The sequence below is a fragment of the Bradyrhizobium sp. CCBAU 53415 genome (genome assembly GCF_028128735.1).
In the GTDB taxonomy this organism is placed as follows: domain Bacteria; phylum Pseudomonadota; class Alphaproteobacteria; order Rhizobiales; family Xanthobacteraceae; genus Bradyrhizobium.
The window spans coordinates 1108113-1129443 of sequence record NZ_LBJF01000027.1; the positions used below are offsets into that span (position 1 = coordinate 1108113).

General features: G+C 63.5%; 33 protein-coding genes. All 33 read left to right on the forward strand.

What is annotated here, in order from left to right:
- Positions 1 to 476: 476 nt before the first annotated feature.
- The 33 genes from rpsL (at position 477) to XH87_RS33370 (ending at position 21300) form a co-directional block, all read left to right on the forward strand.
- Positions 477 to 848 carry a 30S ribosomal protein S12 gene (gene rpsL / locus XH87_RS33210; protein WP_007603006.1) on the forward strand — a complete coding sequence of 124 codons (372 nt, stop codon included), beginning with the start codon at positions 477 to 479 and terminating at the stop codon, positions 846 to 848.
- A gap of 15 nt (positions 849 to 863) precedes the next feature.
- A complete protein-coding gene (gene rpsG / locus XH87_RS33215; protein ID WP_271590475.1) occupies positions 864 to 1334 on the forward strand; it encodes a 30S ribosomal protein S7 in 471 nt (156 codons plus the stop codon).
- Positions 1335 to 1367: 33 nt separating this feature from the next.
- Entirely contained in the window at positions 1368 to 3440 is a 2073-nt protein-coding gene (gene fusA, locus XH87_RS33220) for an elongation factor G (RefSeq protein WP_035709571.1), read from the forward strand.
- Positions 3441 to 3480: 40 nt separating this feature from the next.
- Positions 3481 to 4671, forward strand: coding sequence for an elongation factor Tu (tuf, locus tag XH87_RS33225; protein WP_074116743.1), 1191 nt, complete (start codon positions 3481 to 3483; stop codon positions 4669 to 4671).
- Positions 4672 to 4754: 83 nt separating this feature from the next.
- The gene (gene rpsJ, locus XH87_RS33230) at positions 4755 to 5063 is read left to right on the forward strand and encodes a 30S ribosomal protein S10 (protein WP_002712302.1); all 309 of its coding nucleotides are present in this window, start codon (positions 4755 to 4757) and stop codon (positions 5061 to 5063) included.
- Between the two features lie 98 nt (positions 5064 to 5161).
- A complete protein-coding gene (gene rplC, locus XH87_RS33235) occupies positions 5162 to 5875 on the forward strand; it encodes a 50S ribosomal protein L3 (RefSeq protein ID WP_024342448.1) in 714 nt (237 codons plus the stop codon).
- Between the two features lies 1 nt (position 5876).
- The gene (gene rplD / locus XH87_RS33240; RefSeq protein ID WP_035709574.1) at positions 5877 to 6497 is read left to right on the forward strand and encodes a 50S ribosomal protein L4; all 621 of its coding nucleotides are present in this window, start codon (positions 5877 to 5879) and stop codon (positions 6495 to 6497) included.
- Positions 6494 to 6796, forward strand: a complete 303-nt coding sequence (locus XH87_RS33245) for a 50S ribosomal protein L23 (protein WP_035709576.1) — start codon at positions 6494 to 6496, stop codon at positions 6794 to 6796. The genes rplD and XH87_RS33245 overlap by 4 nt, the downstream gene beginning before the upstream one ends.
- Positions 6797 to 6808: 12 nt before the next feature.
- A complete protein-coding gene (gene rplB, locus XH87_RS33250) occupies positions 6809 to 7642 on the forward strand; it encodes a 50S ribosomal protein L2 (RefSeq protein WP_025036991.1) in 834 nt (277 codons plus the stop codon).
- A 12-nt stretch (positions 7643 to 7654) separates the two neighbouring features.
- Positions 7655 to 7933, forward strand: coding sequence for a 30S ribosomal protein S19 (gene rpsS / locus XH87_RS33255; RefSeq protein ID WP_008136357.1), 279 nt, complete (start codon positions 7655 to 7657; stop codon positions 7931 to 7933).
- Positions 7934 to 7943: 10 nt separating this feature from the next.
- Positions 7944 to 8330 carry a 50S ribosomal protein L22 gene (gene rplV / locus XH87_RS33260; RefSeq protein ID WP_008549264.1) on the forward strand — a complete coding sequence of 129 codons (387 nt, stop codon included), beginning with the start codon at positions 7944 to 7946 and terminating at the stop codon, positions 8328 to 8330.
- A gap of 17 nt (positions 8331 to 8347) precedes the next feature.
- A complete protein-coding gene (gene rpsC / locus XH87_RS33265) occupies positions 8348 to 9070 on the forward strand; it encodes a 30S ribosomal protein S3 (RefSeq protein WP_028177968.1) in 723 nt (240 codons plus the stop codon).
- 30 nt (positions 9071 to 9100) lie between these two features.
- Positions 9101 to 9514, forward strand: a complete 414-nt coding sequence (gene rplP, locus XH87_RS33270) for a 50S ribosomal protein L16 (RefSeq protein WP_008136349.1) — start codon at positions 9101 to 9103, stop codon at positions 9512 to 9514.
- A 5-nt stretch (positions 9515 to 9519) separates the two neighbouring features.
- Entirely contained in the window at positions 9520 to 9726 is a 207-nt protein-coding gene (rpmC, locus tag XH87_RS33275; RefSeq protein WP_011088144.1) for a 50S ribosomal protein L29, read from the forward strand.
- Positions 9727 to 9739: 13 nt separating this feature from the next.
- Positions 9740 to 9988, forward strand: coding sequence for a 30S ribosomal protein S17 (rpsQ, locus tag XH87_RS33280; RefSeq protein ID WP_028177969.1), 249 nt, complete (start codon positions 9740 to 9742; stop codon positions 9986 to 9988).
- An 84-nt stretch (positions 9989 to 10072) separates the two neighbouring features.
- Complete coding sequence (gene rplN / locus XH87_RS33285) at positions 10073 to 10441, forward strand: 50S ribosomal protein L14 (protein WP_007603030.1); 369 nt, start codon at positions 10073 to 10075, stop codon at positions 10439 to 10441.
- Complete coding sequence (rplX, locus tag XH87_RS33290) at positions 10441 to 10755, forward strand: 50S ribosomal protein L24 (protein ID WP_035709580.1); 315 nt, start codon at positions 10441 to 10443, stop codon at positions 10753 to 10755. Before rplN ends, rplX begins: the two co-directional genes overlap by 1 nt.
- Positions 10748 to 11305 carry a 50S ribosomal protein L5 gene (rplE, locus tag XH87_RS33295; RefSeq protein ID WP_025036988.1) on the forward strand — a complete coding sequence of 186 codons (558 nt, stop codon included), beginning with the start codon at positions 10748 to 10750 and terminating at the stop codon, positions 11303 to 11305. Before rplX ends, rplE begins: the two co-directional genes overlap by 8 nt.
- Positions 11306 to 11351: 46 nt before the next feature.
- On the forward strand, positions 11352 to 11657 hold the full coding sequence (gene rpsN, locus XH87_RS33300) for a 30S ribosomal protein S14 (protein ID WP_024342455.1): 306 nt from the start codon (positions 11352 to 11354) through the stop codon (positions 11655 to 11657).
- 14 nt (positions 11658 to 11671) lie between these two features.
- On the forward strand, positions 11672 to 12070 hold the full coding sequence (gene rpsH / locus XH87_RS33305; RefSeq protein ID WP_027554158.1) for a 30S ribosomal protein S8: 399 nt from the start codon (positions 11672 to 11674) through the stop codon (positions 12068 to 12070).
- A 16-nt stretch (positions 12071 to 12086) separates the two neighbouring features.
- On the forward strand, positions 12087 to 12620 hold the full coding sequence (rplF, locus tag XH87_RS33310; protein ID WP_271590476.1) for a 50S ribosomal protein L6: 534 nt from the start codon (positions 12087 to 12089) through the stop codon (positions 12618 to 12620).
- A gap of 11 nt (positions 12621 to 12631) precedes the next feature.
- Positions 12632 to 12994, forward strand: coding sequence for a 50S ribosomal protein L18 (rplR, locus tag XH87_RS33315; RefSeq protein ID WP_035709584.1), 363 nt, complete (start codon positions 12632 to 12634; stop codon positions 12992 to 12994).
- A gap of 47 nt (positions 12995 to 13041) precedes the next feature.
- Positions 13042 to 13638 (forward strand): 30S ribosomal protein S5, encoded by a 597-nt coding sequence (gene rpsE / locus XH87_RS33320; RefSeq protein WP_014494507.1) that lies wholly within the window; start codon positions 13042 to 13044, stop codon positions 13636 to 13638.
- A 24-nt stretch (positions 13639 to 13662) separates the two neighbouring features.
- Positions 13663 to 13857: a 50S ribosomal protein L30 gene (gene rpmD, locus XH87_RS33325; protein WP_074116734.1), complete on the forward strand. Its 195-nt coding sequence runs from the start codon at positions 13663 to 13665 to the stop codon at positions 13855 to 13857.
- 75 nt (positions 13858 to 13932) lie between these two features.
- Positions 13933 to 14418: a 50S ribosomal protein L15 gene (gene rplO / locus XH87_RS33330; protein WP_018322273.1), complete on the forward strand. Its 486-nt coding sequence runs from the start codon at positions 13933 to 13935 to the stop codon at positions 14416 to 14418.
- A gap of 148 nt (positions 14419 to 14566) precedes the next feature.
- A complete protein-coding gene (gene secY / locus XH87_RS33335) occupies positions 14567 to 15898 on the forward strand; it encodes a preprotein translocase subunit SecY (RefSeq protein WP_035709588.1) in 1332 nt (443 codons plus the stop codon).
- A 277-nt stretch (positions 15899 to 16175) separates the two neighbouring features.
- Entirely contained in the window at positions 16176 to 17066 is an 891-nt protein-coding gene (locus tag XH87_RS33340) for an adenylate kinase (protein WP_271590477.1), read from the forward strand.
- A 188-nt stretch (positions 17067 to 17254) separates the two neighbouring features.
- Positions 17255 to 17623 carry a 30S ribosomal protein S13 gene (rpsM, locus tag XH87_RS33345; protein WP_035709590.1) on the forward strand — a complete coding sequence of 123 codons (369 nt, stop codon included), beginning with the start codon at positions 17255 to 17257 and terminating at the stop codon, positions 17621 to 17623.
- Positions 17624 to 17748: 125 nt separating this feature from the next.
- Complete coding sequence (gene rpsK / locus XH87_RS33350; protein WP_007603045.1) at positions 17749 to 18138, forward strand: 30S ribosomal protein S11; 390 nt, start codon at positions 17749 to 17751, stop codon at positions 18136 to 18138.
- Between the two features lie 114 nt (positions 18139 to 18252).
- Positions 18253 to 19284, forward strand: coding sequence for a DNA-directed RNA polymerase subunit alpha (locus XH87_RS33355; protein WP_029674561.1), 1032 nt, complete (start codon positions 18253 to 18255; stop codon positions 19282 to 19284).
- A gap of 167 nt (positions 19285 to 19451) precedes the next feature.
- Positions 19452 to 19868, forward strand: coding sequence for a 50S ribosomal protein L17 (gene rplQ / locus XH87_RS33360; protein ID WP_271590478.1), 417 nt, complete (start codon positions 19452 to 19454; stop codon positions 19866 to 19868).
- A 336-nt stretch (positions 19869 to 20204) separates the two neighbouring features.
- Complete coding sequence (locus tag XH87_RS33365; RefSeq protein WP_271590479.1) at positions 20205 to 20993, forward strand: SDR family NAD(P)-dependent oxidoreductase; 789 nt, start codon at positions 20205 to 20207, stop codon at positions 20991 to 20993.
- 10 nt (positions 20994 to 21003) lie between these two features.
- A complete protein-coding gene (locus tag XH87_RS33370; RefSeq protein ID WP_271590480.1) occupies positions 21004 to 21300 on the forward strand; it encodes a DUF1330 domain-containing protein in 297 nt (98 codons plus the stop codon).
- The last annotated feature ends 31 nt before the right edge of the window (positions 21301 to 21331 follow it).

Consider the following 21331-nt stretch of genomic DNA (forward strand, 5'->3'; position numbering starts at 1 on the left):
CGCCTCACTTAACGACAGGCGGTGAGCATCGCCAGCGTCGGAACGGGCCACCCGTTGATCCCTGAGGACTAGATTCACAAGGGATCGCTCAAGGCGGGCACCAACCTCGACGAATGCCGCTCAAACGCTGTCGATCATAGCTAGGCAATGCCAGTGCGACTTTAGTTCTCTCGAGCAAGTTCTCTTGAGATTGAATTCGGATGCATGACCTCGGTGAGCGGGCTGCGGCTTTTACGCTGGCGGCTCAATACTGCGGTCCTCTGTGGCGTCGAAGCGCTTTCCGCTCGTTGATGGAGCGGTTGGCGCAATTTCGCTTTGCGCGGATTGTTCCGGGTGAGGCAGCCTCGTCGGGCGGGTGGCTCGAAAGAAATTTGCGGTCCCGGCAACGGGCCGCGGCAAGATAGCGGACCCGGAAGGGGCCGCGGCAAGATAGCGGACCCGGAAGGGGCCGCGGCAGAACAAAGGGTAAGGCCAGGATGCCGACGATCAACCAGCTGATCGCTCAACCGCGTGAAGTGCAGAAGTCGCGCAAGAAGGTGCCGGCGCTGCAGCAGTCACCGCAGAAGCGTGGTGTTTGCACTCGCGTCTACACCACGACCCCGAAGAAGCCGAACTCGGCGCTTCGTAAGGTTGCCAAGGTGCGTCTGACCAATGGCTTCGAGGTGATCGGCTACATCCCCGGCGAGGGCCATAACCTCCAGGAGCACTCGGTGGTCATGATCCGCGGCGGCCGCGTCAAGGACTTGCCCGGCGTGCGCTATCACATCCTCCGCGGCGTTCTGGATACCCAGGGCGTCAAGAACCGTAAGCAGCGTCGTTCGAAGTACGGCGCCAAGCGTCCGAAGTAAGCGGGAACCTCGTCCATGTCTCGTCGCCATTCTGCTGAAAAGCGTGAAGTCCTTCCCGATCCGAAGTTCGGGAACATCATCGTCACGAAGTTCATGAACTCGGTGATGTATGCCGGCAACAAGTCGGTTGCCGAAGGCATCGTCTACGGTGCGTTCGGAATCATCGAAACCAAGACCAAGCAGAACCCGCTCGGCGTGTTCGAGCAGGCGCTCGAGAATGTCATGCCGACCATCGAGGTGCGTTCCCGCCGCGTCGGCGGCGCGACCTACCAGGTTCCGGTCGAGGTTCGTTCAACCCGCCGGCAGGCCCTGGGCATCCGCTGGCTGATCGCGGCTGCGCGCGAGCGCAACGAGAAGACGATGACCGAGCGGCTCTCGGCGGAGCTCCTGGACGCATCGAATAACCGGGGCAACGCCGTCAAGAAGCGCGAAGACGTGCACCGCATGGCGGAAGCCAACCGCGCCTTCTCGCACTACCGCTGGTAACGGCGACACACTCGGACTCGCAAGGAACGACCCATGCCCCGCCAACATGCCATCGAGGACTACCGTAACTTCGGTATCATGGCGCATATCGACGCCGGCAAGACCACGACGACCGAGCGCATCCTCTATTACACCGGCAAGAGCCACAAGATCGGCGAAGTGCACGAAGGTGCCGCGACGATGGACTGGATGGAGCAGGAGCAGGAGCGTGGCATCACGATCACCTCGGCTGCGACCACCGCGTTCTGGAACGGCAAGCGCCTGAACATCATCGACACGCCCGGCCACGTCGACTTCACCATCGAGGTCGAGCGTTCGCTGCGCGTGCTCGACGGTGCGGTCTGCGTTCTCGACTCCAACCAGGGCGTCGAGCCCCAGACCGAGACCGTCTGGCGCCAGGGCGACAAGTACAAGGTTCCGCGCATCGTCTTCGCCAACAAGATGGACAAGATCGGTGCGGACTTCTTCAAGTGCCTTGCCGACATCGTCGACCGTCTGGGTGCCAAGCCCGTCGCGATCCAGCTGCCGATCGGTGCCGAGAACAACTTCAAGGGTCTTGTCGACCTCGTGAAGATGAAGGGCGTCGTCTGGAACGATGAAGCGCTCGGCGCCAAGTTCGACTATGTCGACATTCCGGAAGATCTCGTCGAGCAGGCCAAGGAATACCGCGAGAAGATGGTGGAAGCCGCCGTCGAGCTCGACGACGACGCCATGGCCGCTTATCTCGACGGCAAGGAGCCGGACGAAGCGACCCTGAAGCGCCTGATCCGCAAGGCGGTGCTGACCGGGGCGTTCTACCCCGTGCTGTGCGGCTCTGCGTTCAAGAACAAGGGCGTGCAGCCGCTGCTCGACGCCGTCGTGGACTATCTGCCGTCGCCGCTCGACGTGCCCGCGATCAAGGGCACCGACGACAAGGGCAACGAAGTCGTGCGCAAGGCGGACGACAAGGAGCCCTTGGCGCTGCTCGCGTTCAAGATCATGGACGACCCGTTCGTCGGCACCATCACCTTCTGCCGCATCTACTCCGGTATCCTGCAGAGCGGCACCGGCGTCGTGAACTCGACCCGCGAGAAGAAGGAGCGGATCGGGCGCATGCTGTTGATGCATGCGAACAACCGCGAGGACATCAAGGAAGCCTATGCCGGCGACATCGTCGCGCTGGCCGGCCTGAAGGAAGCGCGCACCGGTGATACGCTGTGCGATCCCGACAAGCAGGTGATCCTGGAGAAGATGGAATTCCCCGAGCCGGTCATCGAGATCGCGATCGAGCCGAAGTCCAAGGCCGACCAGGAGAAGCTGGGCGTGGCGCTGGCCAAGCTCGCCGCGGAGGATCCGTCGTTCCGCGTGTCAACCGACCACGAGTCCGGCCAGACCATCCTCAAGGGCATGGGCGAACTCCATCTCGACATCAAGGTCGACATCCTCAAGCGCACCTACAAGGTCGACGCCAACATCGGTGCGCCGCAGGTGGCCTTCCGTGAGCGCGTCACCAAGCGGGTGGAGCACAGCTACACCCACAAGAAGCAGACCGGCGGTACCGGCCAGTTCGCGGCCGTGTCGTTCATCGTCGAGCCGAACGAGCCCGGCAAGGGCTACGAGTTCGAGTCGAAGATCGTCGGCGGCGCGGTGCCGAAGGAATACATTCCCGGCGTCGAGAAGGGCCTGGAGAGCGTGCTGTCGTCCGGCGTGGTCGCGGGCTTCCCCGTGGTCGACGTCAAGGTGCAGCTCGTCGACGGCAAGTATCACGACGTCGACTCGTCGGCGCTCGCCTTCGAAATCGCCTCGCGCGCCTGCTTCCGCGAAGCGCTGCAGATGGGCAAGTCCGTCCTGCTCGAGCCGATCATGAAGGTCGAAGTGGTGACCCCGGAAGACTACACCGGCTCGGTCATCGGCGACCTGAATTCCCGGCGCGGTCAGATCCAGGGGCAGGACATGCGCGGCAACGCCAACGTCATCAATGCGATGGTGCCGCTCATGAACATGTTCGGTTACGTGAACAACCTGCGCTCGATGAGCCAGGGTCGCGCGACCTTCACCATGCAGTTCGACCACTACGCAGAAGCGCCGGCCAACGTGTCGGCAGAAGTCCAGAAGAAGTTTGCCTGATTGTCGTCGGTTGAAAGCTGACGATTGAACGGAGAGTCAAATGGCCAAAGCAAAGTTTGAACGTAACAAGCCGCACTGCAACATCGGCACCATCGGTCACGTCGACCATGGCAAGACGTCGCTGACCGCTGCGATCACCAAGGTTCTCGCCGAAGCCGGCGGTGCGACGTTCACCGCGTACGACCAGATCGACAAGGCGCCGGAAGAGAAGGCGCGCGGCATCACCATCTCGACCGCGCACGTCGAGTACGAGACGCCGAACCGCCACTACGCCCACGTCGACTGCCCCGGCCACGCCGACTACGTGAAGAACATGATCACCGGCGCCGCCCAGATGGACGGTGCGATCCTGGTCGTGTCGGCCGCTGACGGCCCGATGCCGCAGACCCGCGAGCACATCCTGCTCGCCCGCCAGGTCGGCGTGCCCGCGCTGGTCGTGTTCCTCAACAAGTGCGACATGGTCGACGATCCGGAGCTGCTCGAGCTCGTCGAGCTCGAAGTCCGCGAACTGCTCTCGAAGTACGAATTCCCCGGCGACAAGATTCCGATCATCAAGGGTTCGGCGCTCGCCGCTCTGGAAGACTCCGACAAGAAGCTCGGTCACGACGCCATCCTCGAGCTGATGAAGAACGTCGACGAGTACATCCCGCAGCCGGAGCGTCCGATCGACCAGCCGTTCCTGATGCCGGTTGAAGACGTGTTCTCGATCTCGGGGCGCGGCACCGTCGTGACCGGCCGTGTCGAGCGCGGCGTCGTCAAGGTCGGCGAGGAAATCGAGATCGTCGGTCTGCGTGCGACCCAGAAGACCACCGTCACCGGCGTCGAAATGTTCCGCAAGCTGCTCGATCAGGGCCAGGCCGGCGACAACATCGGTGCGCTGCTCCGCGGCACCAAGCGTGAGGACGTCGAGCGCGGCCAGGTTCTGGCCAAGCCCGGTTCGGTCAAGCCGCACACCAAGTTCAAGGCCGAGGCCTACATCCTCACCAAGGAAGAGGGCGGTCGCCACACCCCGTTCTTCACCAACTACCGTCCGCAGTTCTACTTCCGCACCACCGACGTGACCGGTGTCGTGCACCTGCCGGAAGGCACCGAGATGGTGATGCCGGGCGACAACATCGCGATGGAAGTGCACCTGATCGTGCCGATCGCAATGGAAGAAAAGCTCCGCTTCGCGATCCGCGAAGGTGGCCGCACCGTCGGCGCCGGCGTCGTCGCCTCGATCATCGAGTAACAAGCGAATAGGGAATGGTGAGTGGCGAATAGGGGATTCTATTCGCTACTCGCTACTCGCCACTCACTAAAGAAAGCACGGCAATGAACGGCCAAAACATTCGTATCCGTCTCAAGGCGTTCGACCATCGTATCCTCGATACGTCGACCCGCGAGATCGTGAACACGGCGAAGCGCACCGGCGCGCAGGTCCGCGGACCCATTCCGCTGCCCACCCGCATCGAGAAGTTCACCGTCAACCGTTCGCCGCACGTCGACAAGAAGAGCCGCGAACAGTTCGAGATGCGCACCCACAAGCGCCTGCTCGACATCGTCGATCCGACCCCGCAGACCGTCGATGCTTTGATGAAGCTCGACCTGGCCGCCGGTGTCGACGTCGAGATCAAGCTCTGAGCAAGACCCCGAAAAGTGGGCACCGGTTTTCGGACCGGGTCTTGCTCACAACGAAGATTAGCTAGTCCGCAAGGACAGAAAGAACAGGAAGCAAGCCGATGCGCTCCGGAGTGATCGCACAAAAGGTCGGGATGACGCGGGTCTTCACGGAGGCCGGCGAACATATTCCCGTGACCGTGCTGAAGCTCGGCAATTGCCAGGTCGTAGGCCACCGCACCGAAGAGAAGAACGGTTATGTCGCGCTCCAGCTCGGTTCTGGCAGCCGCAAGACCGTTTACATGCCCAAGGCCGAGCGCGGCCAGTTCGCGGTCGCCAAGGTCGAGCCGAAGCGCCGGGTCGAGGAATTCCGCGTCAGCGCGGATGCGATGATCCCGGTCGGCGCCGAGATCCAGGCCGATCACTTCGTCGTCGGTCAGTTCGTCGACGTCACCGGCACCTCGGTCGGTAAGGGCTTCGCCGGCGGCATGAAGCGCTGGAACTTCGGCGGTCTGCGCGCCACGCACGGTGTGTCGATCTCGCACCGCTCGATCGGTTCGACCGGTGGCCGTCAGGATCCCGGCAAGACCTGGAAGAACAAGAAGATGCCCGGCCACATGGGTGTCGATCGCATCACCACGCTCAACCTTCGCGTCGTCCAGACCGATGTCGAGCGCGGCCTGATCCTCGTCGAAGGCGCCGTTCCCGGCTCCAAGGGCGGCTGGATCCGCGTGCGCGACGCCGTCAAGAAGCCGCTGCCGAAGGAAGCTCCGAAGCCCGGCAAGTTCAAGGTTGCTGGCGACGCGGAAGCCGCTCCGGCTGCGCAGGAGGCGTGAGATGGAATTGAAGGTCACCACCCTCGAAGGTAAGGAAGCCGGCTCGGTCCAGCTCTCCGACGCCATTTTCGGCCTCGAGCCGCGCGAGGACATCATCGCGCGCTGCGTGCAGTGGCAGCTCAACAAGCGCCAGGCCGGCACGCACAAGGCCAAGGGCCGCGCCGAGATCTGGCGCACCGGCAAGAAGATGTACAAGCAGAAGGGCACCGGCGGTGCTCGTCACGGCTCGGCTCGCGTGCCGCAGTTCCGCGGCGGCGGTCGTGCCTTCGGTCCGGTGGTGCGTTCGCACGCCACCGACCTGCCGAAGAAGGTTCGCGCGCTGGCGCTCAAGCATGCGCTCTCGGCCAAGGCCAAGGACGGCGATCTCGTCGTGATCGACAAGGCCGCGCTCGAGACCGCCAAGACCAAGGCGCTGCTGGGTCACTTCTCGGGCCTCGGGCTCACCAACGCGCTGATCATCGACGGCGCCGAGCTCAACAACGGTTTTGCCGCTGCGGCCCGCAACATCCCGAACATGGACGTGCTGCCGATTCAGGGCATCAACGTCTATGACATCCTGCGCCGTCAGAAGCTCGTTCTGACCAAGGCCGCCATCGATGCGCTGGAGGCGCGCTTCAAATGACGAAGAACATCGAGCCTCGCCACTACGACGTGATCCTGTCGCCGGTCGTGACCGAAAAGGCGACGATCGCCTCGGAGCACAACAAGGTGCTGTTCAAGGTGGCCGCGAAGGCGACCAAGCCGCAGATCAAGGAAGCGGTCGAGAAGCTGTTCGACGTCAAGGTCAAGAGCGTCAACACGCTGGTCCGCAAGGGCAAGACCAAGGTCTTCCGCGGCAATCTCGGCTCGCAGTCGAACTCCAAGCGCGCGATCGTGACCCTCGAAGAGGGCCACCGGATCGACGTGACCACCGGTCTGTAAGGTCGTACGACGATGGCACTGAAGACATTCAATCCCACGACGCCGGGCCAGCGCCAGCTGGTCATGGTCGATCGTTCGGCCCTGTACAAGGGCAAGCCGGTCAAGGCGCTCACCGAGGGCAAGAAGTCCTCGGGCGGCCGTAACAACACCGGTCGCATCACGGTGCGTTTCCGCGGCGGCGGTCACAAGCAGACGCTGCGTACGGTCGATTTCAAGCGCGAGAAGGTCGACGTTCCCGCGACCGTCGAGCGGCTCGAGTATGATCCGAACCGCACCGGGTTCATCGCGCTGATCAAGTATCAGGACGGCGAGCAGGCCTACATCCTGGCGCCGCAGCGCCTGGCCGTGGGCGACACGATCATCGCCGGCAACTATGTCGACGTGAAGCCGGGCAACGTTATGCCGCTCGGCAACATGCCGGTCGGCACGATCATCCACAACATCGAGGTCAAGATCGGGAAGGGCGGCCAGCTCGCGCGTTCCGCAGGCACCTATGCCCAGCTCGTCGGTCGCGACCAGGACTACGTCATCATCCGCCTGAACTCGGGCGAGCAGCGCCTGGTGCACGGCCGTTGCCGCGGCACGATCGGCGCGGTGTCGAACCCGGATCACATGAACACCTCGATCGGCAAGGCCGGTCGCAAGCGTTGGATGGGCCGTCGCCCGCACAACCGCGGTGTCGCGATGAACCCGATCGACCATCCGCACGGCGGTGGTGAAGGTCGTACCTCCGGCGGCCGCCACCCGGTCACCCCGTGGGGCAAGCCGACCAAGGGCAAGAAGACCCGCACCAACAAATCGACCAACAAATTCATTCTCCTAAGCCGCCACAAGCGGAAGAAGTAAGGAACGCCGGACATGGTTCGTTCAGTCTGGAAAGGCCCGTTCGTCGAGGGTTCTCTGCTCAAGAAGGCAGATGCCGCGCGCGCGTCCGGCCGTCACGACGTCATCAAGATCTGGAGCCGTCGCTCGACGATCCTGCCGCAGTTCGTCGGCCTGACCTTCGGCGTCTACAACGGTCAGAAGCACGTGCCGGTGGCCGTCAACGAGGAAATGGTCGGTCACAAGTTCGGCGAGTTCTCGCCGACCCGGACCTTCCATGGCCACTCCGGCGACAAGAAAGCCAAGAAGGCTTGAGGATTAAACGATGAGCAAACCTAAGCGCGAACGGAGCCTCGCCGACAACGAGGCCAAGGCGGTCGCCCGGATGCTGCGGGTGAGCCCGCAGAAGCTCAACCTGGTCGCCCAGCTCATTCGCGGCCGGAAGGCGTCTGCCGCGCTCGCCGACCTGCAGTTTTCGCGCAAGCGGATCGCGGTCGACGTGAAGAAGTGCCTGGAGTCGGCTATCGCCAACGCCGAGAACAACCACGACCTCGACGTCGACGATCTCGTCGTGGCGCAGGCTTTCGTCGGCAACGGCCTCGTGATGAAGCGCTTTGCCGCTCGCGGCCGCGGCCGCTCGGGCCGCGTCTACAAACCATTTTCGCAGCTGACGATCATCGTTCGTCAGGTCGAAGCTGAAGCCGCCGCTTAAGGGCGCAGGAGAACACGATGGGTCAAAAGATCAATCCGATCGGTCTGCGTCTCGGCATCAACCGGACCTGGGATTCCCGCTGGTTCGCCGGCAAGCAGGAATACGGCAAGCTGCTGCACGAGGACGTCAAGATCCGCGAGATCCTGCACAAGGAGCTCAAGCAGGCGGCCGTCGCCCGCATCGTGATCGAGCGTCCGCACAAGAAGTGCCGCGTCACCATCCACTCGGCCCGTCCGGGCGTGGTGATCGGCAAGAAGGGCGCGGACATCGACAAGCTGCGCAAGAAGGTCGCGGACATCACCTCGTCCGACGTCGTCATCAACATCGTCGAGATCCGCAAGCCGGAGCTCGATGCGACGCTGGTGGCGGAGTCGATCGCGCAGCAGCTCGAGCGCCGCGTGGCGTTCCGCCGTGCCATGAAGCGCGCCGTGCAGTCGGCGATGCGCCTCGGTGCGGAAGGCATCCGCATCAACTGCTCGGGACGTCTCGGCGGTGCTGAAATCGCGCGCATGGAGTGGTACCGCGAAGGTCGCGTGCCGCTGCACACGCTGCGTGCCGACATCGACTACGGCGTTGCGACCGCGTTCACGACCTTCGGCACCTGCGGCGTCAAGGTCTGGATCTTCAAGGGTGAGATCCTCGAGCACGATCCGATGGCCCAGGACAAGAGAATGGCCGAAGGCGAGACGGGTGGCAGTGGTGACCGTGGCCGTCAGCGCCGCGACACGGCTGCAGCCTAAAGCCGCACAGGAATTTGAGGGCTTAAAGCCATGATGCAACCTAAGAAAACGAAGTTCCGGAAGGCGCATAAGGGCCGCATCCACGGCGTTGCGTCTTCGGGCGCGACGTTGGCGTTCGGCCAGTTCGGCCTGAAGGCGACCGAGCCTGAGCGCGTCACCGCGCGCCAGATCGAAGCCGCTCGTCGCGCGCTGACCCGTCACATGAAGCGCGCCGGCCGCGTCTGGATCCGTGTGTTCCCCGACGTTCCGGTGTCCAAGAAGCCGGCCGAAGTCCGCATGGGCTCCGGCAAGGGTTCGCCGGAATTGTGGGTTGCGCGGGTCAAGCCGGGCCGGGTGCTGTTCGAGATCGATGGCGTCAACACCCAGACCGCGCGTGAGGCGCTGACCCTGGCGGCGGCCAAGCTGCCGATCAAGACGCGCTTCGTCGAGCGCATTGCGGAGTAATGGCCATGGCCCAGATGAAGATCGAAGACATCCGCGCGATGAGCCCCGACCAGCAGGATGACGCCATCCTGAACCTGAAGAAGGAGCGCTTCAACCTGCGCTTCCAGCGCGCCACCGGGCAGCTCGAGAACACCTCTCGCCTGCGCGAGGCCCGCCGTGACATCGCCCGGATCAAGACCGTCGCCGCGCAGACGCGCGCCAAGAAGAAGTAAGAGGCTTACGAAGATGCCGAAACGTACTTTGCAGGGCGTGGTCGTCAGCGACAAGCAGGCCAAGACCATCGTGGTGCGCGTCGATCGCCGCTTCACGCACCCGATCTACAAGAAGACGATCCGCCGTTCGAAGAACTATCACGCGCACGACGAGAGCAACGAGTTCAAGCCGGGCGACATGGTGTGGATCGAGGAAACGAAGCCGATTTCGAAGTTGAAGCGCTGGGTCGTGATCCGGGGCGAACACAAGAAAAGCGCCTGATCTGTTGGCTTTAGCCGACTGACTTCAGGGAAATGTTGAGCGCCGGCTGGGCTGGCGCAAAGAGAAAGAGGACGAGGTGCATCAATGATTCAGATGCAGACCAACCTCGACGTGGCCGATAATTCTGGCGCACGCCGTGTCATGTGTATCAAGGTGCTCGGGGGCTCCAAGCGCCGCTACGCCACGATCGGCGACATCATCGTCGTGTCGATCAAGGAAGCAATTCCGCGTGGCAAGGTGAAGAAGGGCGACGTGATGAAGGCCGTCGTGGTGCGCGTCCGCAAGGACATCCGCCGCGCCGACGGTTCGGTCATCCGCTTCGACCGCAACGCCGCCGTCCTGATCAACAACCAGTCCGAGCCGGTCGGCACCCGTATCTTCGGGCCCGTGCCGCGCGAGTTGCGCGCCAAGAACCACATGAAGATCATCTCGCTCGCGCCGGAGGTGCTGTGATGGCTGCGAAGATCCGCAAGGGCGACAGGGTCGTCGTGCTGACCGGCCGCGACAAGGGTCGCACCGGCGAAGTGTTCGAGGTCCGTCCCGACGCCGGCACCGCGCTCGTGCGCGGCATCAACATGGTCAAGCGTCACCAGAAGCAGACGCAGGCCCAGGAGGGCGGCATCATCTCGAAAGAGGCGCCGATCCAACTGTCCAACATCGCGTATGTCGGCAAGGACGGAAAGCCGACCCGCGTCGGATTCAAGATTCTGGCGGACGGCAAGAAGGTCCGCATCGCCAAGAGCTCGGGAGCTGAGATCGATGGCTGAGGCCGCTTACACGCCGCGCCTGCGCGCGGAATATGATGCGAAGATCCGCACGGCTCTGACCGAGAAGTTCGGTTACGAGAACGTCATGCAGGTTCCTCGCCTGGACAAGGTCGTGCTGAACATGGGCGTTGGCGATTCCGTCAATGACCGCAAGAAGGCCGAGACCGCCGCTGCCGAGCTGACCCAGATCGCCGGCCAGAAGGCGATCGTGACCTATTCGCGGATCGCGATCGCGACGTTCAAGCTGCGTGAGAACCAGCCGATCGGCTGCAAGGTCACGCTGCGCAAGGCCCGCATGTATGAGTTCATCGATCGCCTGGTGAACGTCGCGCTGCCGCGCGTCCGCGACTTCCGCGGCCTGAACCCGAAGAGCTTCGATGGCCGCGGCAACTACTCGCTCGGCATCAAGGAGCACATCATTTTCCCCGAGATCGACTTCGACAAGGTCACGGAAGCCCGCGGCATGGACATCACCGTCTGCACCACGGCCAAGACCGACGAAGAGGCGAGGGCCTTGTTGACCGCTTTCAATTTCCCGTTCCGGCAGTGAGACGCTGACCCAAAGCCTCTCAAACGCGGATACCCAGGAGCCAAGCATGGCAAAGAAGAGTTCAGTCGAGAAGAACAACAGGCGCAAGCGGATGGTGAAGAACGCCGCCGCCAAGCGCGAGCGGTTGAAGGCGATCATCGCCGACAAGACGCTGCCGATGGAGGAGCGGTTCGCCGCGACGCTGAAGCTGGCGGAAATGCCGCGCAACTCGTCGGCGACCCGCATCCGCCTGCGCTGCGAACTGTCGGGCCGCCCGCGCTCGAACTACCGCAAGAACAAGCTGTCCCGTATCGCGCTGCGCGACCTTGGCTCCAAGGGCATGGTCCCGGGCCTCGTGAAGTCCAGCTGGTAAGGAGGGTCGTTTAGATGTCTACGCACGATCCAATCAGCGATCTGATCACCCGTATCCGCAACGCGCAGATGCGTTCGAAGACCAAGGTCTCCACGCCTGGCTCGAAGATGCGCGAGAACGTGCTCGAGGTTCTGAAGACCGAGGGTTACATCCGCGGTTACGCCACGCTCGAGCATTCCTCGGGCCGCAGCGAGATCGAGATCGAGTTGAAGTATTTCGACGGCGAGCCCGTCATTCGCGAGATTGAACGCGTTTCCAAGCCCGGGCGTCGCGTCTACGCCTCGGTGAAGAACCTGCCGCGGGTGAACAACGGACTCGGCATTTCGGTGTTGTCGACGCCGAAGGGGATCATGGCCGACCACAGCGCGCGCGACGCGAATGTGGGCGGTGAAGTCCTCTTCACGGTGTTCTGAGAAGGATTTTCGATCCATGTCACGTGTTGGCAAAAGGCCTGTGGCGGTGCCGTCGGGTGTTACCGCGACCGTCGATGGGCAGACCGTCAAGATGAAGGGGCCGAAGGGTCAGCTTCAGTTCGTCGTTCATGACGACGTCGAGGTGAAGCTCGAGAACGGCCAGATCAAGGTCAAGCCGCGAGCCGAGACCAACCGCGCGCAGGCGCTGTACGGTACCGCTCGCGCCCAGGTCGCGAATCTGGTCGAAGGCGTCACCAAGGGCTTCGAGAAGAAGCTCGAGATCACCGGCGTCGGCTATCGCGCTGCGATGCAGGGCAAGAATCTGCAGCTTGCGCTGGGCTACAGTCACGACGTGATCTATCCGATCCCCGAGGGGATCACGATCACCGTGCCGAAGCCGACCGAGATCACGGTGGCGGGCAGCGACGTCCAGCGCGTCGGCCAGGTCGCCGCCGAGATCCGCGCCTACCGTCCGCCGGAGCCCTACAAGGGCAAAGGCGTGAAGTATGTGGGCGAATTCATCTTCCGCAAGGAAGGCAAGAAGAAGTAACGGAGCCGGTCATGTCGAAAGCCAAGGTTACGAATGCCCGGCGCAAGCGGAGTGTGCGGCTGAAGCTGCGCCGCTCCGCCGGCGGCCGTCCGCGCCTCTCGGTGTTCCGCTCGTCCAAGCACATCTACGCCCAGGTCATCGACGACCTGAAGGGCGAGACGCTGGCCTCTGCCTCGTCGCTCGAGAAGTCGATGCGCGACGGCGGCAAGACCGGCGCCGACATCGATGCGGCGAAGGCGGTCGGCAAGCTGCTGGCCCAGCGCGCCGCCGAGAAGGGCGTGAAGGAAGTCGTGTTCGATCGCGGCAGCTATCTCTATCACGGGCGCGTCAAGGCTCTGGCCGATGCGGCGCGTGAGAGCGGGCTGAGCTTCTAACAGAATTTGAGGATTGAGGCGTAAGCCTCTGAAGGATTGGAAAAACCATGGCAGCTGAACGCGAACAACGTGGTGGACGCGATCAACGCGGCGGCGGACGTGAACGCAGGGAGCGCGAGGAGCGCGACAGCGAGTTCGTCGACAAGCTCGTCCACATCAACCGCGTGGCCAAGGTCGTCAAGGGCGGCAAGCGCTTCGGTTTCGCGGCGCTGGTCGTGATCGGCGACCAGAAGGGGCGAGCCGGCTTCGGTCACGGCAAGGCGCGCGAAGTGCCCGAGGCGATCCGAAAGGCGACCGAGTCCGCCAAGCGCAACCTGACGCGCGTGTCGCTGCGCGAGGGCCGCACGCTCCATCACGACATCGCCGGCCGTCATGGCGCAGGCCGTGTCTACCTGCGTGCAGCTCCGGCCGGTACCGGCATCATCGCCGGCGGCCCGATGCGCGCCGTGTTCGAGACGCTCGGCGTCCAGGACGTGGTTGCCAAGTCGATCGGCTCTTCGAATCCCTACAACATGGTTCGCGCAACCTTCGACGCGCTGAAGCATCAGGATTCGCCGCGTTCGGTCGCAGCCCGCCGCAACATCAAGGTGTCCACTCTGCAGTCGCGCCGTATCGGTGGCGATGCCGAGGCGGCTGCCGACTAACGGAAGCTTTCGGAGTAGACTCCCATGGCCAAGGCCAGCAAGACGATCAAGCTCGAGCAGACCGGCAGCGCGATCCGCCGCCATCACTCGCAGCGCTCGACGCTGATCGGGCTCAAGCTCAATAAGATCGGCCGCACCAGCGAACTGCCTGATACCCCGGCGGTCCGCGGCATGATCGAGAAGGTTCACCATCTCGTCCGCATCGTCGACGAGAAGTAAGCAAAGGCGCATGATCCCGAGCAGCGGGCACCGTGTTTCGGTGAAGATCAGGCGCAAGACACAAGGAGAAGGGCGATGAAGCTCAGCGATATCGCCGACAACGCCGGCTCGCGCAAGAAGCGCATGCGCGTCGGCCGCGGCATCGGTTCGGGCAAGGGCAAGCAGTCCGGCCGCGGCGGCAAGGGCCAGACCGCGCGTTCGGGCGTGCGCATCAAGGGTTTCGAAGGCGGCCAGATGCCGATGCATCGCCGTCTGCCCAAGCGCGGCTTCAACAACATCTTCCGCGTCGAGTTCGCCGAGATCAATCTCGACCGGCTCCAGGAAGCGGTCGATGCCAAGAAGATCGACGCCGGCAGCGTCGTGAACGTCGAGGCCCTGGTGAAGGGCGGCGTGCTGCGCCGCGCCAAGGCCGGCCTGCGGCTGCTCGGCCGCGGCGAGCTCAAGTCCAAGCTCAACATCGAGGTGCACGGCGCCACCAAGACCGCGATCGCCGCGGTCGAGAAGGCCGGCGGTTCGGTGAAGATCCTCGCCCCTGCCAAGGAAGAAGGCGAGGCGGCGTAACAACTGCGTCATCGGCCCGCGGCTCGCGGGCCTTTACGCATGCGGGACGTGGACTTATCGAAGCCGAGCCCCAGATAATGTCCGGCGTCCGCCAGAGTAGCCCGGCCGCGGGCATGACGGCGCAACAGGCGGCGGGAGAAAGTCCAAGATGGTCTCTGCAGCGGAACAACTGGCAGCCAATCTCAATTTCGGCGCGTTTGCCAAGGCCGACGAACTGAAGAAGCGCATCTGGTTCACCCTGGGTGCGCTGCTCGTTTATCGGCTCGGCACCTACATCCCGCTGCCGGGCATCGATCCCAACATCTGGGAGCAGGTGTTCCGCTCCCAGGCGGGCGGCATCCTCGGCATGTTCAACATGTTCGCCGGCGGCGGCATCCACCGCATGGCGATCTTCGCGTTGAACATCATGCCGTACATTTCGGCCTCGATCATCATCCAGCTCCTTACCACCGTCTCGCCGCAGCTCGAGGCGCTGAAGAAGGAAGGCGAGGCCGGCCGCAAGACGCTGAACCAGTACACCCGCTACCTGACCGTCATCCTGGCCGCGTTCCAGTCCTATGGCATCGCGGTAGGCCTCGAGGGTGCCGGCAACGTCGTCAGCGATCCCGGCATGTTCTTCCGCCTGTCCACCGCGATCACGCTGACCGGCGGCACCATGTTCCTGATGTGGCTGGGCGAGCAGATCACCTCGCGCGGCATCGGCAACGGCATTTCGCTGATCATTCTCGCCGGCATCGTCGCCGAGCTGCCCGCGGCGCTCGCCAACATGCTCGAGCTCGGCCGTCAGGGCGCGATGTCGACCGGCTTGATCCTGGTCGTGATCATCATGGCCGTCGCCGTGATCGCCTTCATCGTGTTCATGGAGCGCGCGCAGCGCCGGCTCTTGATCCAGTATCCGAAGCGCCAGGTCGGCAACAAGATGTTCGAGGGCCAGTCCTCGCATCTGCCGCTCAAGCTCAACACCTCGGGCGTGATCCCGCCGATCTTTGCCTCGTCGCTGCTGCTGCTGCCGACCACGGTTGCGAACTTCAATGCCGGCAGCGGGCCGGAGTGGTTCCAGTGGATCACCACCCAGCTCGGCCATGGCCGCCCGCTGTTCCTGATCCTGTATCTGGCGCTGATCGTGTTCTTCGCCTTCTTCTACACCGCGATCGTGTTCAACCCGACCGAGACTGCGGACAATCTGAAGAAGCACGGCGGATTCATTCCGGGCATCCGTCCGGGAGAACGTACCGCGGAATATATCGACTACGTGCTGTCGCGCATCACCGTGCTCGGCGCGATTTATCTGGCGATCGTCTGCCTGATTCCCGAGATCCTGATCTCCTACGCCTCGGTCCCGTTCTATTTCGGCGGCACCTCGCTGCTGATCGTCGTCAGTGTCACCATGGACACGGTGGCGCAGGTTCAGGGCTATCTGCTGGCACACCAGTATGAAGGCCTGATCCGGAAGTCGAAGCTTCGCGGCCGCCGCCGCTAGGCACGGTCACGCTTGAGGCGGCGCGACCGCGCCGCCGATTCGCTGCACGCCGCAACGCGGCGCGCGCAGAGGCGTCCGGTCAGCGGTTCGGTTCGCATCGGCAGAGCTGCTCACACGGCAGCGCAATCACTGATTTCAAAAGGCCTTCTTGGCGTCCGGGCATTCGCTCCCCTATGATATGGGTAGCGGTGCGGCGCCGATTATGGTTTGCACTGTTCTTGATCTTCAAACGCAGGTGCGCGACGTATCGCTCACCAAGCCGGGGGGCGTTACGCCGATGAGAATTATACTTCTGGGACCGCCGGGGTCGGGCAAGGGGACTCAGGCCCAGCTGTTGGTGCAGCGCTATGGCATTGTCCAGCTCTCGACGGGTGAAATGTTGCGCGCGGCCGTCGCGGCGGGGACGCCGGTCGGGCTGAAGGCCAAGGAGATCATGGCCAGCGGCGGTCTTGTGCCTGACGAGGTCGTGGTGGGAATCATCTCCGACCGCATCGACCAGCCGGACGCCAAGAACGGTTTCATCCTCGATGGTTTTCCGCGCACCGTGCCGCAGGCCGAGGCGCTGGACGAGCTGCTCAAGCACAAGCATCTCAAGCTCGACGCCGTGATCGAGCTCCGCGTCAACGAGAGCGCGCTCCTGAGCCGGGTCGAGACTCGCGTTGCCCAGATGCGGGAGCGCGGCGAGGAGGTCAGACTCGACGACACCCCGGAGGTCCTGACCAAGCGGCTTGCCAGCTATCGCAGCCAGACGGAACCGCTGATTCACTACTATTCCGAGCGTCGGAAGCTCTCGACCATCGACGGCATGATGGCCATTGACGAGGTCACCCGCGCCATCCACCGCCAGCTCCTGGCGCTCGGCGCGGTCGAGCCCAAGACCCACGCCAGAAGCGCGGCCAAGGTGGCACCGGCCAAAAAGACCAAGGTGGCGAAGAAATCGACCAAGAAGCCGGCGAAGGCAGCCAAGAAGGCCGCCAGATCGGCCAAATCCGGCAAAAAGACGGTCAAGAAGGCTAGGAAGGGCGCCAAGAAGGCAGCCAAGAAGGCGGCCGGGAAAACGGTCAAAACGGCAGCCAAAAGGACGGCCAAGAAGACCGCCAAGAAGGCCGTCAAAAAGGGTGCCAAAAAGGCTGCAAAAAAGGTCACGAAAAAGCGAGCAAAACGCTAGCAGCGGTTGACGAAAGCCCCTGGAATCCCCTAATAAGCCCCGCATCCAAGTCGGATAGTTTCAGACGATGCCGGGCCCCAGGAAGACCGGGGGTGGGCGTCGTGTTCGCGTTTGTGAACACCTGCCCGAGAAAAGCAAGCACTTAAAGCCCGATTCCTGACGAGGGATCGGCAACAGGAGAGAAGGCCGTGGCCCGTATTGCCGGCGTGAACATTCCCACCAACAAGCGCGTGCTGATCGCGCTCCAGTACATCCATGGCATCGGCGCGAAGATCGCCGGCGAGATCATGGAGAAGGTGAAGATCCCCGAGGATCGTCGCGTCAATCAGCTCAGCGACGCCGAAGTGCTCCAGATCCGCGAAGTCATCGACCGCGACTATCTCGTCGAGGGCGATCTGCGTCGCGAGGTCGGCATCAACATCAAGCGCCTGATGGACCTCGGCTGCTATCGCGGCCTGCGTCATCGTCGCGGTCTGCCGGTGCGCGGCCAGCGCACCCACACCAATGCGCGCACGCGCAAGGGCCCGGCCAAGGCCATCGCCGGCAAGAAGAAGTAAGTTTTTCGAATCCGATCGCGGCGTGTGGCGAAAGAGGGGATCACCCGTTCGCTGCACGCTTTTCGTTCCACAGGTGTAGCCGCTGGCGTTACGGCGGCGTTTGAGATCTTCAGGAAAGGGACTCAATGGGCAAGGAAGCCACCCGCGTTCGTCGTCGTGAGCGCAAGAACATCGCCTCCGGCGTCGCTCACGTGAACTCGTCGTTCAACAACACGACCATCACCATCACCGACGCGCAGGGCAACACGATCGCCTGGTCCTCGGCCGGTACGATGGGCTTCAAGGGCTCGCGCAAGTCGACCCCGTATGCCGCGCAGGTCGCCGCCGAGGACGTGTCGAAGAAGGCGCAGGAGCACGGCATGCGCACGCTGGAAGTCGAAGTCGCCGGTCCGGGTTCGGGCCGCGAGTCGGCGCTCCGAGCGCTCCAGGCCGCGGGCTTCACCGTCACCTCGATCCGTGACGTGACCACGATTCCGCACAACGGTTGCCGTCCCCGCAAGCGTCGGCGCGTTTGATTTCTACGAGTTGCGGGCGCAGCGGCGCCCGCAATGACTTTGCAAGAAGCCGCGGGAATGATCTGCGGCCTTTCTCCAACGCCAGTATTTGAACTGTCAAATCGACTGGCCTGTATGGGTGAAACAGTGACGATCCAGAAAAATTGGCAAGAACTGATTCGGCCGAACAAGCTCCAGGTCACGCCCGGCAGCGATCCCTCGCGTTTCGCGACCATCGTCGCCGAGCCGCTCGAGCGCGGCTTCGGCCAGACCCTCGGCAACGCGCTGCGCCGCATCCTGCTCTCCTCGCTCCAGGGCGCGGCGGTGCAGTCGGTGCACATCGACGGTGTGCTGCACGAGTTCTCCTCGATCGCGGGCGTCCGTGAGGACGTCACCGACATCGTGCTCAACATCAAGGACATCTCGATCAAGATGCAGGGCGAAGGCCCCAAGCGGATGGTCGTGAAGAAGCAGGGCCCGGGCGTCGTCACCGCCGGCGACATCCAGACCGTCGGCGATGTGGTCGTGCTGAACCCCGATCTGCAGATCTGCACGCTCGACGAGGGCGCCGAGATCCGCATGGAGTTCACGGTCTCCACCGGCAAGGGTTACGTGCCCGCCGAGCGCAACCGTCCCGAGGACGCGCCGATCGGCCTGATCCCGGTCGACAGCCTGTACTCGCCGGTCCGCAAGGTCTCGTACAAGGTCGAGAACACCCGCGAGGGCCAGATCCTCGACTACGACAAGCTGACCATGACGATCGAGACCAACGGCGCGATCACGCCGGATGACTCCGTGGCCTATGCTGCGCGCATCCTGCAGGATCAGCTCAACGTGTTCGTCAACTTCGAAGAGCCGCGCAAGGAAGTCGCCCAGGAGATCATCCCGGATCTCGCCTTCAACCCGGCCTTCCTCAAGAAGGTGGACGAGCTCGAACTGTCGGTGCGTTCGGCCAACTGCTTGAAGAACGACAACATCGTCTACATCGGCGACCTCGTGCAGAAGAGCGAAGCGGAAATGCTCCGCACCCCGAACTTCGGCCGCAAGTCGCTGAACGAGATCAAGGAAGTGCTGGCCCAGATGGGTCTGCATCTCGGCATGGAAGTGCCGGGCTGGCCGCCGGAGAACATCGACGAGCTCGCCAAGCGCTTCGAGGATCACTACTGAGCATTTCGTCATTCCGGGGCGGCTCGCAGAGCCGAACCCGGAATCTCGAAATTCCGGATCGCCGCTTCGCGCCGTCCGGAATGACTGACCAGGGCGAACGCAGGCAGCCCACCTGAGCAACATGTCCGACGAACCGTCGCGGCAGTTTTAACGTAAGGACTACACACATGCGTCACGGCAAGGTTCATCGGAAGCTCAACCGTACGGCCGAGCACCGCCGCGCGATGTTTGCCAACATGGCGGCTGCGCTCATCAAGCACGAGCAGATCGTTACCACGCTGCCCAAGGCCAAGGAGCTCCGTCCGATCGTCGAGAAGCTCGTCACCCTCGGCAAGAAGGGTGGCCTGTCGCTGCGCCGCCAGGCGATCGCGGAGCTGCGCGACGTCGACATGGTCAAGAAGCTCTTTGACACGCTGGCGACCCGCTACAGGGACCGCCAGGGCGGCTACACCCGCATCATCAAGGCCGGCTTCCGCTATGGCGACAACGCTGCGATGGCCGTGATCGAGTTCGTCGATCGCGACGTCGATGCCAAGGGCCAGGATTCCGGTCCGGTCGAGGCGAAGGAAGCCGAGGCGGCGTAAGCCGACGGGTACTTGAAGTTTTCAGAAAGCGGCGCCCGTGGGCGCCGCTTTTTTTATGGCGCGGCCGTGAGGGCCTGGAACGATCACGAAATCAAACGTGCGATTGCGTAAGGCATCGCGTACGACCGGCACAAGCTCGAGCGCCGATGGCGTATGCTGCCCTGTCAGTATGACGGCGTAAGTATCGCATTCCGCGGCAACAGGATGGGCACGGTACGCTTTGCCGACCTGCGGCACGGCTGTTGTGGCGGGCCAGCCTCACGCGTGGGTGAGGGACGATTGAAGCTGCGTGGGCAGCGCACGATATCTCCGCCAACCTCTATGGAGAGACGACGCATGAACATCGACCTTTTCGGAAAGACCGCCCTCGTCACCGGCTCGACCGCCGGCATCGGCCATGCCATCGCCAAGGGCCTAGCCGCCTCGGGCGCAAGCGTCGTCGTCAACGGGCGGGGCCAGGACAAGGTCGATGCGGCCGTGCGCAAGTTGGAAGGCACGGGCGCCAAGGTGCGGGGCATCGCCGCCGACGTCTCGACCGCTTCGGGCTGCGAGGCGCTGGTTGCGGCGCTGCCCGAGGTCGACATCCTCATCAACAATGCCGGCATATTCGAGCCCAAGCCCTTCTTCGATATCCCGGACGCGGACTGGAGCCGCTTCTTCGAGGTCAACGTCATGAGCGGCGTGCGGCTGTCGCGCGCGTACATGAAGGGCATGCTCGAGCGCAACTGGGGCCGCATCGTCTTCATCTCCTCGGAGTCCGGGCTCAACATTCCCGTCGAGATGATCCACTACGGCATGACCAAGACGGCCCAGCTTGCGATCGCGCGCGGCCTGGCCCAGCTCACTCGCGGCACCGGCGTCACCGTCAATTCCGTGCTGCCGGGCCCGACCATGTCGGAGGGCGTCGAGACTTTCGTCAGGGATCTCGCGAAGCAAAGCGGTCAGTCGGTGGACGAGGCCGCCGCCAATTTCGTCAAGCAGCATCGCCCGAGTTCGCTGATCCAGCGCTTCGCCAGTGTCGACGAGATCGCCAACATGGTGGTCTATGTTGCCTCGAAGGAGGCGTCTGCCACCAATGGCGCCGCGCTGCGCGCGGAAGGCGGCATCGTCAACACGATCGCATGAGGCGATGCGCATGGCGGCCTATGTGATCTCGGAGGTCGAGACGCGCGACAGGGCCGCGATGGAGGCCTATCGTACACTGGCCGAGCAGACCATCGCGCGATATGGCGGCCGCTATCTTGCGCGCGGCGGCGCCGCTGAGGTGGTGGAGGGCGGCCCGCCGCCCGAGACCATCATCATCGTGGAGTTTGCCTCGATGGCTCGCGCGCGCGAATGGTACGCCTCACCGGAATACGCGGAGGCGCTGAAGTTGCGACAGGCGGCGCTGGAGCGGCGGCTGATGTTCGTCGACGGAGTCGTTCCAGTCTAGCTGGTCTGCCGCCCTGCGGGTTCCATTCGGC

Bases quoted from the DNA above. Each gene is read 5' to 3' on its own strand.
- rpsL (WP_007603006.1), top strand. From the start codon at position 477: ATGCCGACGATCAACCAGCTGATCGCTCAACCGCGTGAAGTGCAGAAG.
- rpsG (WP_271590475.1), top strand. From the start codon at position 864: ATGTCTCGTCGCCATTCTGCTGAAAAGCGTGAAGTCCTTCCCGATCCG.
- fusA (WP_035709571.1), top strand. From the start codon at position 1,368: ATGCCCCGCCAACATGCCATCGAGGACTACCGTAACTTCGGTATCATG.
- tuf (WP_074116743.1), top strand. From the start codon at position 3,481: ATGGCCAAAGCAAAGTTTGAACGTAACAAGCCGCACTGCAACATCGGC.
- rpsJ (WP_002712302.1), top strand. From the start codon at position 4,755: ATGAACGGCCAAAACATTCGTATCCGTCTCAAGGCGTTCGACCATCGT.
- rplC (WP_024342448.1), top strand. From the start codon at position 5,162: ATGCGCTCCGGAGTGATCGCACAAAAGGTCGGGATGACGCGGGTCTTC.
- rplD (WP_035709574.1), top strand. From the start codon at position 5,877: ATGGAATTGAAGGTCACCACCCTCGAAGGTAAGGAAGCCGGCTCGGTC.
- XH87_RS33245 (WP_035709576.1), top strand. From the start codon at position 6,494: ATGACGAAGAACATCGAGCCTCGCCACTACGACGTGATCCTGTCGCCG.
- rplB (WP_025036991.1), top strand. From the start codon at position 6,809: ATGGCACTGAAGACATTCAATCCCACGACGCCGGGCCAGCGCCAGCTG.
- rpsS (WP_008136357.1), top strand. From the start codon at position 7,655: ATGGTTCGTTCAGTCTGGAAAGGCCCGTTCGTCGAGGGTTCTCTGCTC.
- rplV (WP_008549264.1), top strand. From the start codon at position 7,944: ATGAGCAAACCTAAGCGCGAACGGAGCCTCGCCGACAACGAGGCCAAG.
- rpsC (WP_028177968.1), top strand. From the start codon at position 8,348: ATGGGTCAAAAGATCAATCCGATCGGTCTGCGTCTCGGCATCAACCGG.
- rplP (WP_008136349.1), top strand. From the start codon at position 9,101: ATGATGCAACCTAAGAAAACGAAGTTCCGGAAGGCGCATAAGGGCCGC.
- rpmC (WP_011088144.1), top strand. From the start codon at position 9,520: ATGGCCCAGATGAAGATCGAAGACATCCGCGCGATGAGCCCCGACCAG.
- rpsQ (WP_028177969.1), top strand. From the start codon at position 9,740: ATGCCGAAACGTACTTTGCAGGGCGTGGTCGTCAGCGACAAGCAGGCC.
- rplN (WP_007603030.1), top strand. From the start codon at position 10,073: ATGATTCAGATGCAGACCAACCTCGACGTGGCCGATAATTCTGGCGCA.
- rplX (WP_035709580.1), top strand. From the start codon at position 10,441: ATGGCTGCGAAGATCCGCAAGGGCGACAGGGTCGTCGTGCTGACCGGC.
- rplE (WP_025036988.1), top strand. From the start codon at position 10,748: ATGGCTGAGGCCGCTTACACGCCGCGCCTGCGCGCGGAATATGATGCG.
- rpsN (WP_024342455.1), top strand. From the start codon at position 11,352: ATGGCAAAGAAGAGTTCAGTCGAGAAGAACAACAGGCGCAAGCGGATG.
- rpsH (WP_027554158.1), top strand. From the start codon at position 11,672: ATGTCTACGCACGATCCAATCAGCGATCTGATCACCCGTATCCGCAAC.
- rplF (WP_271590476.1), top strand. From the start codon at position 12,087: ATGTCACGTGTTGGCAAAAGGCCTGTGGCGGTGCCGTCGGGTGTTACC.
- rplR (WP_035709584.1), top strand. From the start codon at position 12,632: ATGTCGAAAGCCAAGGTTACGAATGCCCGGCGCAAGCGGAGTGTGCGG.
- rpsE (WP_014494507.1), top strand. From the start codon at position 13,042: ATGGCAGCTGAACGCGAACAACGTGGTGGACGCGATCAACGCGGCGGC.
- rpmD (WP_074116734.1), top strand. From the start codon at position 13,663: ATGGCCAAGGCCAGCAAGACGATCAAGCTCGAGCAGACCGGCAGCGCG.
- rplO (WP_018322273.1), top strand. From the start codon at position 13,933: ATGAAGCTCAGCGATATCGCCGACAACGCCGGCTCGCGCAAGAAGCGC.
- secY (WP_035709588.1), top strand. From the start codon at position 14,567: ATGGTCTCTGCAGCGGAACAACTGGCAGCCAATCTCAATTTCGGCGCG.
- XH87_RS33340 (WP_271590477.1), top strand. From the start codon at position 16,176: ATGAGAATTATACTTCTGGGACCGCCGGGGTCGGGCAAGGGGACTCAG.
- rpsK (WP_007603045.1), top strand. From the start codon at position 17,749: ATGGGCAAGGAAGCCACCCGCGTTCGTCGTCGTGAGCGCAAGAACATC.
- XH87_RS33355 (WP_029674561.1), top strand. From the start codon at position 18,253: ATGGGTGAAACAGTGACGATCCAGAAAAATTGGCAAGAACTGATTCGG.
- rplQ (WP_271590478.1), top strand. From the start codon at position 19,452: ATGCGTCACGGCAAGGTTCATCGGAAGCTCAACCGTACGGCCGAGCAC.
- XH87_RS33365 (WP_271590479.1), top strand. From the start codon at position 20,205: ATGAACATCGACCTTTTCGGAAAGACCGCCCTCGTCACCGGCTCGACC.
- XH87_RS33370 (WP_271590480.1), top strand. From the start codon at position 21,004: ATGGCGGCCTATGTGATCTCGGAGGTCGAGACGCGCGACAGGGCCGCG.